Origin of the sequence: Aquimarina litoralis (assembly GCF_019295435.1) — a bacterium.
Classification (GTDB): Bacteria; Bacteroidota; Bacteroidia; order Flavobacteriales; family Flavobacteriaceae; genus Aquimarina; species Aquimarina litoralis_A.
Window position 1 is genome coordinate 73,479 of record NZ_WEKL01000107.1, and the last position, 14,260, is coordinate 87,738.

A 14,260-nucleotide genomic window follows, 5' to 3' on the forward strand; every position below is an offset into this window, starting at 1 on the left:
TCAGTAGATGACTTGATCAATGCTCATAATTTATTATGCAAAAATATTGCTCCTGCAACTCCAAAGTCTATAGAGTTCATTAGAAAAATNAGAGAGCAAGGAAAAGGGAAAAATTTTTTTAGCAAATTACCTATTCTAAGAAACCTAGTGCTTTTATCACTACTTTTTCTAATTGCTTTTATCGTAACTGGAATTTCTCCTGAAGTGAATAATGACTCGTTAGACAAAGGTATTATGGAAAATCAAGGTATTTCTTTATTATTAAATCTAGGGTTTTTGACCTCCATATCCGGTTTGGGCGTACTTTTTTATTTACTAAAAAATGCCAGTACCGCCGTAAAAAATGGAACATTAGTTCCTGAAGATACTATTTACTATGCTGCATTAATTATTTTGGGAATCATTGCCGGTATTATTTCCTCAGAAATCATCTCCTTCTATCAGGAAGATGGTAAGAATATCAATTTATTTAATAAAAGCCTATTAGCTCTCATAGGAGGATTCTCTTCAGATGCAATTTTTAGTATTCTGCAAGGAATTATTGATAGAATTAAAACCATTTTTATTCCTTCTACTACAACCTAGTGCCCAAAATTAACGCTTCATATATTTTAATCTTTTATTAACTATTTTTGGGTGTTTTAAGAATACCTTACGAATGAATTTATCTAGTAGACCAAGTTGATGCCAGTTGATACCCATAAGCATTCTGAGCATTGACAAGTCTTTTCACAAAACCTAAAGTCAACCCATAGTTATTCATGAGAATATTACATATTGATGAAAACCATCCTTTACTTATTCAACAATTAAATGAACTAGGATTTGAAAATAATGAAGACTATCTTTCTTCAAAGTCTGAAATTGAAGAAAAAATAGCAGCTTATAACGGTGTTGTTATAAGAAGCCGTTTTAAGATTGATAAAACCTTTATTGACAAAGCTAGCAACCTAAAATTCATAGGTCGTGTAGGAGCTGGATTAGAAAGTATTGATATCGCTTATGCCAAAACAAAAGGAATTCATCTTTTTTCTGCTCCAGAAGGAAATAGAAACGCTGTTGGAGAACATGCATTGGGAATGATTTTATCTCTTTTTAACAAACTTAACACAGCAGATCGACAGGTAAGAAATGGATTATGGAATCGTGAAGAAAATCGCGGGATAGAATTAGATCTAAAAACTGTAGGAATCATAGGCTATGGAAATATGGGAAGAGCGTTTGCCCGAAAACTTAGAGGGTTTGATGTAGAAGTTATTTGTTATGACATTAAAGAAGATGTAGAAAATAGTGATGCAACCCAAGTAAGTTTAGAAGAGTTTTTTGAAAAAACAGATGTACTAAGTCTGCACACACCATGGACGTCATTGACCGACAAAATGATCAATACTACATTTATCAATAAGTTTAAAAAACCATTTTGGTTTATCAATACTGCAAGAGGCAAAAGCGTGGTAACTAAAGATCTGGTGGAAGCACTACAATCAGGAAAAATTTTGGGTGCAGGATTGGATGTTTTAGAATATGAAAAATCGTCTTTTGAAAATCTTTTCACATCAGAAAACGAAATGCCAGAACCTCTTAAGCAATTATTACAATTAGATAATGTGATCTTAAGTCCGCATATTGCTGGATGGACTGTAGAATCCAAAGAAAAATTAGCACAGACTATTGTCAACAAAATCAAAGCTGAGTTTTGCTAAAAGAAGTTTTTATACAACTGGTTTCCAAATACACTAATGATTCTAAATTCATTAATACCCTATGGAATCAGATTGACAAAAAGCATCGTAATAAAAATCGCTATTATCATAATTTATCACACTTAGAAAATGTATATCAAAAATTACTTGTTGTACAAGACAACATAGCTGATTGGGATATAATTTTGTTTTCCATTTTCTATCATGATTATATTTATAATGTTCTCAAAAAAGATAATGAAGAGCAAAGTGCTTTAAAGGTTAAAGAAATTCTGGAATTATTAGGAATAGATTCACAAAGAATTGAACTCTGCACAGAAATTATTATTGCTACCAAAGGACACCAAGTCTCAAAAACGGATGACATAAATTATTTTACGGATGCAGATTTATCGATTCTCGGAAGTAGTTGGAAAACCTATAAAACCTACTACGAACAGGTAAGAAAAGAATATAAGTATTACCCAAGTTTTATGTACAATAAGGGAAGAATTCAAGTACTTAAGCATTTTTTAGAAATGCCTCGTATTTTTAAGACCGATTACTTTTATAATAATTTTGAAATTCAAGCCAAAGAAAACCTACAACACGAAATTGAAATTCTTTCAAAATAAGATATTGTCAAAACATTTCTAAAATCAATTACACTTTAGTTTTGTTACATATATAACGTGAAGAAAACCATTCCTACTTTGGGTGCATTAATCACGCCATTATTTATACTTTTCCAATGAAGCACTTACATCCTTTTTGGTAACACTACAATAGAATTTGTGACAGTACGAATAGTATTTATCTTTTTATAGTGGGAATTCATATTAGCAAAAAAGTATTCCAAAAGTATACGTTGTATTTGCATATGGTAATATGGTAGCTAAAAAGAAAGAACTTTTAATCAAAAGCATTACGACTCATACATTTTTCTTTTAACTGCATTCTACTTAATTTCAAGAGCTCTAAGTAATACTCTACACTATTGATTTCTCTCAAGATTGTATTGCACGCCACTTTTTGGTTAGGTAAGCTATCCAACTGGTCGAATGGATGTTTACTAGGCCCACCATCCTCTTCTTTTATTGATTCTTTATACTCCTTGATTAAACATCGAAAAGCCGTACGATCTGAAAAATAGATTCTTTTATCAAATACTTTTATGACATTCTGAATATCATTAGATTTATAACTAGTGTATCTGTCATGACCCGATTGAAAACAAAAAAACAATTCATTATCCCAGAAATAGTATTGGGTAAGTATGGCTGAGCTTGCGTATGGTTCGTGCTCATGAGTAATATATCGTAGTTCTTTTCCTTGATAATAATACTTAATTAAGCTGGTAGATACGTCTTCATTACCTTCCTCATCATCGTGACATTGTTCATAAATCTCAATAGTTGGGTTTCTCATACCTTTTTCTAACCATTGTTTAACCAACTCATGCTTTTTTCTTATATCGTTAATCATATCTTCTTCAGATTGAGCAATGCCAATAAAAAATTGTAACATAAAAAGAGTTAGCAGTATAGATCTTACGGTCATCATTTTAATTTTTAACGTAGAATTGGTTTTCCATTTTGTAGGTATTCTATGAGCTTTTCCTCATCTATTTCAGCGTCATTCTTAGTATAGTCAATGTGGTTTAGAACTTCTTTGACTACATCTTTTAAACCATATGTATATAATGGATGTGTGGGAGAAAAGTCTGAAATATCAATCCTTATATCACCATATATTTTTTGAGTATTAATCTGCTGACCATTATTAATGAGATAAGGTGTAGAGAGCTGTCCTAAACATTGTATATATCCAAAAAAGCTATCGGCGTATAAATAATCAGAGATAAATAGATCGCCGTCTATATGAATAAGGGTATCAAAATTTATAACATATGAAGTTTTTACATCTTTAGTGACATATAATAACTTCTCCAGGTGTTCCGTATTTTTTATTCCTTTAGTAATCTGTAAGTTTCCATCTACGATAATTCCAATACAATCATAACTGCTATGTTTTGAGTCTTTGTCTTCCCAATGTAGTTCTTGTAAGGTTGTATCTCCTTTATACAAGATAAGCTTATCATTATCTTCATATTCCCGATCTATATCATCTACATTGCTATGCCTCATAAGTTGTTTAATATCGTACAATCTATCCGCCTCCTTAAAAGATATATATTGCACCTTATCAGTTTTATCCTTAGGTTCTCTTTGAACAGTATAATCTTGTATTGCGTTTTTGGTTTTGCCTGAGCGATACCAATGTAATATAGCATAAGATATCACAATTGATCCTGTGATACCCCAAGATTGTAGTAAAGGATGGTTGACATTCTTATAGACTATAAAACATAATATACCTATCAAAACAATTTCTGAAATGGTAAAGAAAATTGCGAATTCTTTGAATTCTTCTAAGCGGTCTTGGAAACCCCTATTGGGATTGGTGGATAGCGAATCATTGTTTGCTACTGACACATTCGTTATAAATTCTATAACCAGATAGATAATTAGTGTAATTAAACCATTGGAAATAATCCTGCTATACTCATTATCCAAATCTTGTTCCACCAAAAATATATGTATATAAGGATCCATAAAATTATGAGCTGCAATGGCTATCAGCACACTTATATGTCTGAATCCTCCTAGAATGCCAAAATTTGATAGAAAATTAACCTTCATCGCCATTGATCATTAAAGAATATGAATGTTTTCTAATACTAAAAAGTAACTACCATCTTGATGGACTATTTTAAAACTCGCTGTTGTATCCACTAATTCTTCATCGTAGACGATATATACAAAAAACGATTCATTGACATTCTTATCCCAGACAAATTCTTCAGCAATACCTATCCTGTCTAACCAAGAAAGATCATTCTTCCAAGCATCTGATCCATAGGTGTTTTCCTTAATTTCTATACCTTGGTCTTCGTTATAAACAACATAAGTATCATACCAAAGATTAGATAACATACTGTCCCAAGAATCATTATGTATAACTAATTTTTCTGCCTTGTTAACCTCTTTCTTTTTTAGATATTCAAAAAATGTAATCACAGTTTTTTCAATTTCCTTTTTGGAAGGAACTTGTTTCCAGATTTTTGTTTCTTTAGTTAATTGGTATGGATTACTATTTTCAACATTTATATTTGAACTATTCATCAAGAAAGTATTGAGATTCGGGTAATCTGGATCTATTTTTTTGATAGCCTCAACTAGTTCAATTGCTTCTTCTCTTTGATTTGTAATTAAGAGCATCCTAATTAGTCGATCTTGTCGTTGTCGTCTACCAGGTATGGAAGAATCTAACGGAAATTGATATTTATTTTTGTAACAAGATATAATCTCTTTAATCCTTTCAAAATCTTCTTCGTCAGCATTGTCTTTATCTAGTAGCGTTTTACTATCTAATAAATTATATAAATGATCCCCCCTATACACCAAGATACTATCTAATTTATCTTTTTCTCCTTCCGTTTCATTACTTACTATTTCGAATTGATACGTTTTTGTAATTAATTCTTCTGAAAGTTCACGAGACTCTTTTGCTTCAAATGAGTTCTTCATGATCTGTTGAACAGATTGGTCAAGGGCCAGGATAGCGGTCCATAAGGCCCAATAATGTTTTGGATCAAGGTCTAAGACCTTATTCATAATATTAATTGTCTCTTCATATTTATGATTGCCGTATGCGACATATCCTTTCTGTAGCAAACTATCAATATCTTCACTTTCTACATATTCAGTATTAATAAAGTTTTCTCCAGTTGTCAGTTTATGGATGATATTAAGAAAATCAAGCATCCCATCTTTGCCAATAACAGATCTACTAAATACTTTTTTTATCTTATCTTTTTCATAAACCAAAAGCCCCCAATCTTCATCATCGGATTGACATTCAAATCCATATTGTATGGTGCAGGTTATCTTTGATTCTAGCTTTTGATAACTAATTGCAGCACCGGTAACTCCAATACCAGACATTAGGTTTTTCACACTCATCTTACCTTTAACCTCAAGGGTTCCACTTAGCAGTACATTAGCCGCGTTAAAATCCCCTTCAACCATCAGCATTGCAAAATCAATGTCGCGAACATAGCCTGCAACCATTAGATTTCCTTTAACCAAGAGCAAACTAATATTTTCTTTTTCGAAGTCTAGGTTTCCTTCAATTAGAAGATCCCCATCAGCAATTAGTATATCTTTGTTAGACGCAGAATAATTGATTAAAGCGTCTTTTTGCAACCAATTGTTGTTCATTTCTTTTTTAAAGTCTTTAAACTTTATTTCTTCTTTGTTTTTGCTTTTACAATGATTCAATAACATATATCTAGTCAGTTTTAGGAGATTCAACTAATTTATAAATCCAAAAAAGTTTCGAGATTAATAAAATCATCGATTACATCTATACTATTTGATGTATAATAATTATTCAAAGCCTTACATAATGATAGTAAGTTTGGAGATATACTTTCTCGATCTTCATCATCATGCCAAAATTCTAATAGCTGTCCTTTTTGACCAGTAAACGTTCCCTTCGTATCATAACAAATATGATCGCCTCCGCCATTATCAAATACGGGAAACCAATGCTTGTTCCACCAGTTTTCTATCTCAAAATCTTTTCCTATCATAGCATTAAGTTCGCTTTGGGTTTCTAACATTTCTCTTAATGATAAAAACATACAATTGTTTGCAAAAACTTCAGAACAGTTGCTATTTTGTCCGTTTTTCCATTGATAGAATATCTTTAGATCTTGAGGAATTACAACCTTATACTCTTTTTCTAATGTTTGAATATCCATTAAACTCAGAGGAGCATTTAGTTCTAAATAATACTCAGGACGTTTTTCTTTGATGTTTTGATCCAGCTGCTCAAGAACAGTGATTATTTCGTTTACATTAGTTGATGAATTTATAGTAACAGTGGCAGTGGTTTTTTTATTTTTTTCAGGTTTTGTTGCTATTACATATCCTTTTTTTTCATACCGTTGTATCATTAAAGACACTCTTTCCTTACCATGTTCCGAACTGTCATATTTGGTGGTTTTGGATTGTATTTCGGATCTATCAAAATAATCTTCAACCAATCCCCATTTCATTTTGAAGTTCTTTCCTTTCAATTCATACTCCCAAAACTTATGCTCTGCATCATTTTTTAGTTCGTAGTAGTCTTTCATTTTGTTTTTTCAGTTACAATTTGTGAGTCTTAAAATCCGTTCTATTTCGTTGTTCACTACATTGGTGACATGTCTGTCAAATCCATTATACTCACATGGTTTTATATCTGAATCATCCAGCATCCACTCCCAATCACTTTGATTAAAATCCAACACCATTACTTCTTTGGTTTTTTCATTGATCGTATTATAATCAAAACAATGATACCAACATAGTTGAAGGTCTTCATCCCCCATAGCGAAATAATAAATCTTATCCATGATGGTTTTTGAATTAGGGTTGTAAGAATTCCAGGAGATGTCCCAATCGATTTCTAATGCTATTGATAAAGTTCCTATTTCATTGGGATGTAATAACCTGGAGTAGTTTTGGTTTTCTGAACCTAACTTGAATAATCCACAAGTCATAATGAAATCTTTATAACTTGGAGGAAATTTTACACCTAACTTATTCTCAGCACCAACAATCTCATCAACAGTTATTTTTTGAAAGAAAAAGGGCTTAGATTTAGATAAGTCGATAGGGACTGAAGAAACTTTTAATTGTTCTTTCTGAATTATTTCTATTATTTTTTCTAGTCTGTTAAGTGCCTCTTTTGCAGTTTCGCCCTCTACTCCTTTTTTTAGTATGGCTGTTAACTCTTCCATATATTTTATATTAAAATAAGTTATTTGATTTTTAAAACGGTACTCCATTTTTTTCCATCAAATTGTATGACATCTTTTTCACCAAAAGAGCATAGGATTCCGTCTCTGGCACTTAATTGATGAAAGGTTTTCGGACGAGCTTTTTCAAAATCTACCTCTTTCAATGTTTCTCCATCATAACAATACAGTCGATTTGTAGTACTGCAATACAGTTTATCCTGAAAATAGGCCATTCCATAAAATGTATCTTCGGTTAGATCGTTTGGGACGATACTGCATTTTTTGTTTTCAATTTTGATCAAAGTACCCATTTGTCCACAGGCATATACGATACCATCAGAGCCGCATCGTATTCGGGTAAGGTCCAGATGAGTTGGGCTATCTAATTGTTGCCAGGAATTACCATTATAGTGCCAGAGTTCACCCAGCCAACCAGCGACATAGAGATCATCTTCGACAAATCCATCAACAGACTCCCAGCAAGTATCTAATGGATCCAGATTGTCTGTATACTGCTGAGCCGTTTGATCAATTTGCACCCACGTATCACGGCCCTCTCTACGATAAGCTTGTCTGCTGCTACCCACAACAAATGCTTTTCCTTCATTGACTCCTCGTATTTCTCTAAGTAATCCTCCGTTTATGGATATAGAATTTTCTCCACCTGCTTCACCACCACCAATTACTATTACTTCACCAGTAGTTCCTACAGCTGTAAATCTTTCTTCCGGATCATAGCAAACAGATGCTGAAACAAGGTTTATATCTAAATCGTCATAAGTTAATTCTTCTCTGTCCAATACATATAACCTAATGTGATTGTCTTTATCATTTGTAGCTAGGAAATAATACAAATCATTATATCTTACAACTCCTTTATAGATGCTATATCCCATTAATTCTTCTAAATCTTCTTTATGTATTTTCATTTAAATTATTCTTCATAAGGTTTATATACTTTATCTACTTGCAATTCGCCTTTTATGGTGGTAAGGGAATCATTGTCTCGAAGGGTTTTTGCTTTTAGATTTCCACTTATGTACACTTCTGTTTCAAAGGTTTGGTAATTTTCAGCCTCCACGTTCCCTATAATGATCAAGCAAAATAATCTATCCGATAGTTGTAAATCGCCTTTAACTTTTACATTTCCTTGGATGGCAATGGTGCCTATTTCGGCGTCTGGGAATTGATCTGCGATATTATAAAAATTATCATCAAATAACCAATCACCCTCTAGTTCCAGATCACCTTCATAATAGATGCAATCGAGTCCATAATCTCCTTCAGATTGAAGCAATTTTTTGGTATTGATGAGTTCGTTTAGTTGTTCTTCGGTTACTAGTTTAAAATCTGTCATTGTAATATTATTTTAAAACATAATTTAATTTTAACCATTTCCTTATTTTCAGGCATATTTTATACTACTACTAGGAAATAGATACTTTTTCCCAATGTTTTCCATCTTTCGTTCTCATAATCAGTTTTCGTCCTGCTGACCATAACCAATTTTCTGAACAAGACAATACATTAAAACTAGCTCCTGGAATCAACTCATTTTCAGGTAGTTTAGTTACTTCTTTCATACCTTGAGCTTCTGTATATTGAAATAAACCTTTTGAAGTAGATAAATACAGCTTATCCAAAAACCAAACAGCAGACAAAAAGGTATCTGTTACTACCTTTTGATTAATGATTTCCCATTTGTCATATCTTCCAAATAGTAGTGTTCCGTTTTGTCCACAAGCATATACCTTACTATTTGGAGTACAGACTACAGCGTTTAGAATCAATTTTGTTGGTGATTTTACTTGATTCCATTTATTACCATTGTAATAAAAAATTTCCCCATCAAAACCTACTGCGTATAGTTCATCCTCTTGATAACCTCCTATTGCATTAAATCCTACACTACCTTCTGCATCTCTAATATCATAGTCATGACGTATCCATGAACCAACATCATCATTTTTATAAACGGTTCTTCCCATACCTACCACATAGACATGCCCATCTATAGTTGCTGTATTTCGTATGTTTCCATAATGCTGAGGCCCTTCTTCAGAAATATCTATAACTTCTGGGGAGAACCCATTTTTCCCCCATCTAAATAAGTTGCCCATGTTTCCGATAATGAATACTTGAATTTCTGGTTTTTCGCAAACGGCTATGCTTACTGCTTCTAACTGAAGTTCTTGTTTGCTCCATCCATCTTTCCACCGAAAGAAATATGAAAGAGATTCACTTTTACTATCAGTGTGTTCAGATTCACTGATGCTATATGCGATGTCGTCATTATAAACGAATATTGACCCTATGTTTAGATTGTCTGTTTCCATGATTTTAAGACTTTTATCTATTCTTCTTCTGTTTTTTTCTTTTCTTTTTACTTGAATTCACCTTGGATTCAAATAACTTGTCCAATTCTTTTAATCGTTCCCATTTTTCTTCTTCTTTTTGCTGTAATAATTTTTCATTGCGTTTATTGTTACCATTGAATTCTAAGATTCCAAAAATGACCAAACCTAAGCTTAAGAAAAATAATATCGGGCCATAAACAAGCCTATCGAAAAAAACAGAAATACTACTTTTTACTACAAACAAATCGATAACAAAACGATAGGTAACCCAAATACTTAGTGTCGTACCCAATACAATATAAAGTAATGCCAGTTTTGTTCTTAATTTATGTTTATGAACCTTTTTCACCTTTGCCGTACAGTTTTCATAGTTTTTTATTTTAGCACAGAAATTCCTTTGGACTGCGCTTCAAAAATTTTTTCCTTTTCTATATACTCTCCATCCAGAAAATCTTCAGAAAAGACATCGATTGGATCTGCATTATACCTTTCGACAAAATGGCTCATATCAGCTCCTTGCCGGATACTATTTTGAAAAGAATATGCTTTATTAACTTTAATGTTGCCTCTAACCCAAGTTCGCATACCTTCTTCAATAAGAGTTTTAGCCTGAAGAGATCCAAAAACATGAAACGTATAATTATTAAAGGAATTGAGGTAGATCAACTCTTCCACACCAATGTTACCCATAACTGTCATCTTGCCAAGGATATGTATATTCTTTGAGATTACATCTCCCAATACGATAAGCGAGGTAGCGTCTGACAATTCACAATCACTTAATAAGCCATTTACCCGAAGTGTACCATTGATCAATATAGTTTCCGATTTTACTGCAAAATTTTGATCAAAAGAGACATCTCTGTCATACAAATGAATCTTAGACTCTCCATTTGAAGTTGAATATTCGTCTAATTCAAAAGGATTGGTGTCTGCTATTTCAGGATACTTTTCTAAAATTATTGCCTTTGCCTCTTCAATGGAAATCTCTTTATAATCTGTACTAGAACTCATAGATATCTTTATTTAATGATTTTATTTTTGATCTAATTCAACCAAAATTTTCTTATACTCAGAAAATTCTGTATTTGCATATTTTTTAAATGCTTTTTTAAAGGTATTGCAACTTTTAAAACCCAGTTCAAGACCAATAGCCTTTACTGTATAGCATCTTAATTTGCGATCACTATGGTAGGTTTTTAATAAATATTGAATTCTCAATTCGTTAATGTATTCTCTAAATGATCGGTGTAAATAATGATTTACAATCCTTGACAAATAGGTTTGGTTTGTATCCAACTTTTTTGCTGTACTATACAGATTACAGCTACTATCTTTGTAGTAGAGGTCTTTTTCCAACTCAAAAAAGCTATTAAGAATGTATTTAACCTTATCATCAGTCATCTTAAGTTTTGTTTATTGATTTACTCCTTTTTTATTCTGTCCATTTTATCTTGGATTTTATAGAACTGAGTTCTTCTGGAGTTTCATAAATCGGGTTATAATTAAGTTTTACCATTTTTAGATGTTTCAACTCCAGAATTGATCGAGGGATCTCTGATATATCATTATACTCCAGATCTAAGATTTCAAGCTTTTTGAGTCTTGAAATTTCTTCAGGGATTCTTTTTATTTTACAATTTTTTAGAGACAAGTGTTTTAAATTCGTTAGACTGAAAATTTCGGAAGGAATTTCTGAATTTAAAGTAAAAAATCTGATTTCTATTTTCTCGAACTTTTCCGAATGTCTTGAACGGATTTTAAAATATCTTTGGGCGATATCATATAGATAGTTTTTACTTGTGTCTAGTTTTGGTAGCGGAATATTTTCATATCCTTTATGAAAGATAGATTCTTGTTCATATAAATCTTTTATACACCCGTAAATAGATTGTACTAATTCATTTTTAGGATATTTTTTGATTAGATTTTGTATCTCTTCCAGGCTTGATTCTAAATGTTCGTAACTATCTGATAATCTTTTTGCTCTATTTTCAAAGTATGTAGTAAGTTCTTTTTCAAAACTCAGTTGTACTTCATCATAGTGGTCGAAGAAATGAATGGCCAGTTCTATCGTGAAAGCAAATTTCTTTGCGTAAGATTTTGCTGATAATTCTCTGTCTTTCGCCTCCGAAAATTTACTTAATTCGCTTATTTTATTTATAATACGGTTTTTAGAAGATTCATTGTCAATACGAAAAATTGGGTGTATATCGGACTCTTGTTTAATTAATGTACCTTTTATAGTGATTTCTTGTAGATGTTCGCTTGTAAATCTGTTTTTAGGGAGTGCTGTAATAAGATTCCAGTCTACATTAAAAGACTTTAGATTAGACAGTTTTGCAAGTATTTCAAGAAAATTAGAAGGGATAAGAGACTCATAATCAGGAACATCCCACATTCCAGTTTCTTGTTGTCTAAGGTTGACTCTGCTTAATAAGGTACAATTGGATAGGTCTTCGGGTAAATTGATCAAGTTATTCCTTTCTAGATCTATGGCTACTAGATTTGTTAGCTTTCCTATTGTTTTAGGAAGAGTTTTAAAATTATTACCTGCAGCGTGTATATTTCTCAAAGAATGAACCTCGGTTACAATTTCAGGAAATTCCTTAAAACGATTATTGCTAAAAAATAACCGTTCCAGTTTTGAAAAACTCTTTAATTCTACTGGGAACTCGCTAATATTATTTCCTTTAATATTAAGCTCTATTAAATTTTCAAACTGAAATATTTCATTAGGGAGTTGCTTAAGTCCTTTGTTTTCTAGGGATAATGTTTTTACTCTTTCTGGACTTTCAAGTTTTTTCTGAAGTAATTTTGTGATTTTTTCTTTGATTGTTAAAGCATTATCTTTTATTAAAGGTTTGTCTTCATACATTGCCTTTAAAAAATTATTAATGCTTCCCCCTACTTTTAATAGATCGTTAGCATTGTATGTTTTGTCTTCTGCTCTTTGATCATTGATATAAAAATAGACTTCATCATTCCTAATAGTATAGGTCAAACCAGAATAATTGGCCAATTGTACTGCTTGCCAAAATTCGTAAACTGCTAATTTCGCCTTTGTTTTTCCCTGAACTTTGATATAACCGTGATTGTATTTATGACCAATGTAATCCGCTTGTAAATCTCCTTTTATAATTATTTCTGAACCACTGCCTAAAAGACTTTTTACTTTTAAATTACCTTCAACGAGTAAGAATGGGCCAAAATCCATTTCACCATTATAGATGGCTCCTTCTACAGTAAGATCTCCTTCGGCGTATATCCCTGCAATCGACCGTTCTTCTGCATATAAAAGTTTTTCATGATAATCCAACAAGATGCTATGTGGGATGACCACATTGTCTTTAAAAACGATGCATTGTTCGTCAGGACTTAAACTGTTTTGTATACTATCAAGGATTCCTAATTCTCCACAAGTTTTAATTTCAAAAGGAAGATCTTTTGATAGGTATCCTCCGTCTACTTTTTTGAATACTTGTTTTTGATAATATGCACTCGCTTTTTCAGGTGCTTCAAAATTTTTGGTTTGTGTTTTCCCTTCGGCTCCTATTTTCCCAAAAGTAGTAATGATAGAATTTTCTTCTTGTTCTATTTGCCAAAACTTTTGGCTTTTATTGTCTTTATATTCCAGATAATGTTTCATATACTATTTAAAAACTGGTTTGTTTTGTGCTACTCGTTTGATAATGTCATCCATGTTTAAAAAATCAAATAATTCCTCTACATCTTGTACTTGTCCTTCATTTTTGTAGTCAAAAAAATCGGGATCTATGAGCTGTAAAACATCTTCATGGAATAATGCTAAGGCATCATCAAGTTTCATTTTATAAATCTTAAAAACTTCGGGGTTTTGATTGTTGTTTAATCGATACGAGTTCCCTAATGCGTAATTAAAATCTATGGAGCCATGTATCGTAAAAAAATGTTCTTCAGGATAGAAAAAGGGAGTTTTTGCATTTCTATGTACGGATACAAAACCATGGTTATAATCACCAATAATAAATTCATTGGCATTTAGGTCACCTCCCACCTCTAACATACCACTATTTTTGAGTGAATTGATAGTAAGATTTCCTGTTACTAATAAAAAGGTTTCAGGATCATCATAAGTAATCACTTTACCGTTAACAACAAGATTCCCTTCAACTATTAAACCTGATATTCCTGATCTGAATAAATCAAGATTCCCTTGGACAGAAAAATCTCCTTTATGATATAAAATAATATCGCGATGCTTAACAAGCTTCTTAAATATGTGAGGAAACTCCCAATTGTTATTTTTTATGAATTGATCCAGTTTCTCTATTATTTTCTCATAATTATCCTCACAAATATTGATACACTTCTGAAGTTCTTTTTTCATA

At 31.9% G+C, this 14,260-nt stretch carries 15 protein-coding genes; 2 read left to right on the plus strand and 13 right to left on the minus strand.

From position 1 onward, the window contains the following. The first annotated feature begins 761 nt into the window (after positions 1-761). Positions 762-1,703, plus strand: a complete 942-nt coding sequence (locus GBO31_RS23610) for a 2-hydroxyacid dehydrogenase (protein ID WP_219011092.1) — start codon at positions 762-764, stop codon at positions 1,701-1,703. Continuing rightward, positions 1,697-2,317 (plus strand): HD domain-containing protein, encoded by a 621-nt coding sequence (locus GBO31_RS23615; protein WP_219011093.1) that lies wholly within the window; start codon positions 1,697-1,699, stop codon positions 2,315-2,317. The genes GBO31_RS23610 and GBO31_RS23615 overlap by 7 nt, the downstream gene beginning before the upstream one ends. A 277-nt stretch (positions 2,318-2,594) precedes the next feature. Here GBO31_RS23615 and GBO31_RS23620 read toward each other — a convergent pair whose 3' ends face one another. The 13 genes from GBO31_RS23620 to GBO31_RS23680 form a co-directional block, all read right to left on the minus strand. After that, positions 2,595-3,209: a hypothetical protein gene (locus tag GBO31_RS23620; protein ID WP_219011094.1), complete on the minus strand. Its 615-nt coding sequence runs from the start codon at positions 3,207-3,209 to the stop codon at positions 2,595-2,597. Between the two features lie 44 nt (positions 3,210-3,253). Then, positions 3,254-4,384: a hypothetical protein gene (locus tag GBO31_RS23625; protein WP_219011095.1), complete on the minus strand. Its 1,131-nt coding sequence runs from the start codon at positions 4,382-4,384 to the stop codon at positions 3,254-3,256. A 12-nt stretch (positions 4,385-4,396) separates the two neighbouring features. Beyond that, positions 4,397-6,031, minus strand: coding sequence for a hypothetical protein (locus GBO31_RS23630; protein WP_219011096.1), 1,635 nt, complete (start codon positions 6,029-6,031; stop codon positions 4,397-4,399). 32 nt (positions 6,032-6,063) lie between these two features. Next, complete coding sequence (locus GBO31_RS27105; RefSeq protein ID WP_246615976.1) at positions 6,064-6,885, minus strand: SMI1/KNR4 family protein; 822 nt, start codon at positions 6,883-6,885, stop codon at positions 6,064-6,066. Between the two features lie 9 nt (positions 6,886-6,894). Beyond that, positions 6,895-7,533 carry an SMI1/KNR4 family protein gene (locus GBO31_RS23640; protein ID WP_219011097.1) on the minus strand — a complete coding sequence of 213 codons (639 nt, stop codon included), beginning with the start codon at positions 7,531-7,533 and terminating at the stop codon, positions 6,895-6,897. Positions 7,534-7,553: 20 nt separating this feature from the next. Next, positions 7,554-8,462 carry a hypothetical protein gene (locus GBO31_RS23645; RefSeq protein ID WP_219011098.1) on the minus strand — a complete coding sequence of 303 codons (909 nt, stop codon included), beginning with the start codon at positions 8,460-8,462 and terminating at the stop codon, positions 7,554-7,556. Positions 8,463-8,467: 5 nt separating this feature from the next. Next, positions 8,468-8,890, minus strand: coding sequence for a hypothetical protein (locus tag GBO31_RS23650; RefSeq protein WP_219011099.1), 423 nt, complete (start codon positions 8,888-8,890; stop codon positions 8,468-8,470). Positions 8,891-8,960: 70 nt separating this feature from the next. After that, the gene (locus GBO31_RS23655; protein WP_219011100.1) at positions 8,961-9,869 is read right to left on the minus strand and encodes a hypothetical protein; all 909 of its coding nucleotides are present in this window, start codon (positions 9,867-9,869) and stop codon (positions 8,961-8,963) included. A 13-nt stretch (positions 9,870-9,882) separates the two neighbouring features. Further along, positions 9,883-10,239, minus strand: a complete 357-nt coding sequence (locus GBO31_RS23660) for a hypothetical protein (RefSeq protein ID WP_219011101.1) — start codon at positions 10,237-10,239, stop codon at positions 9,883-9,885. A gap of 26 nt (positions 10,240-10,265) precedes the next feature. Beyond that, complete coding sequence (locus tag GBO31_RS23665) at positions 10,266-10,904, minus strand: hypothetical protein (RefSeq protein ID WP_219011102.1); 639 nt, start codon at positions 10,902-10,904, stop codon at positions 10,266-10,268. Between the two features lie 21 nt (positions 10,905-10,925). Further along, positions 10,926-11,294 carry a helix-turn-helix domain-containing protein gene (locus GBO31_RS23670; RefSeq protein ID WP_219011103.1) on the minus strand — a complete coding sequence of 123 codons (369 nt, stop codon included), beginning with the start codon at positions 11,292-11,294 and terminating at the stop codon, positions 10,926-10,928. A gap of 31 nt (positions 11,295-11,325) precedes the next feature. Continuing rightward, positions 11,326-13,539, minus strand: a complete 2,214-nt coding sequence (locus tag GBO31_RS23675) for a leucine-rich repeat domain-containing protein (protein WP_219011104.1) — start codon at positions 13,537-13,539, stop codon at positions 11,326-11,328. Between the two features lie 3 nt (positions 13,540-13,542). Continuing rightward, complete coding sequence (locus GBO31_RS23680; RefSeq protein ID WP_219011105.1) at positions 13,543-14,259, minus strand: hypothetical protein; 717 nt, start codon at positions 14,257-14,259, stop codon at positions 13,543-13,545. Position 14,260: the final 1 nt, after the last annotated feature.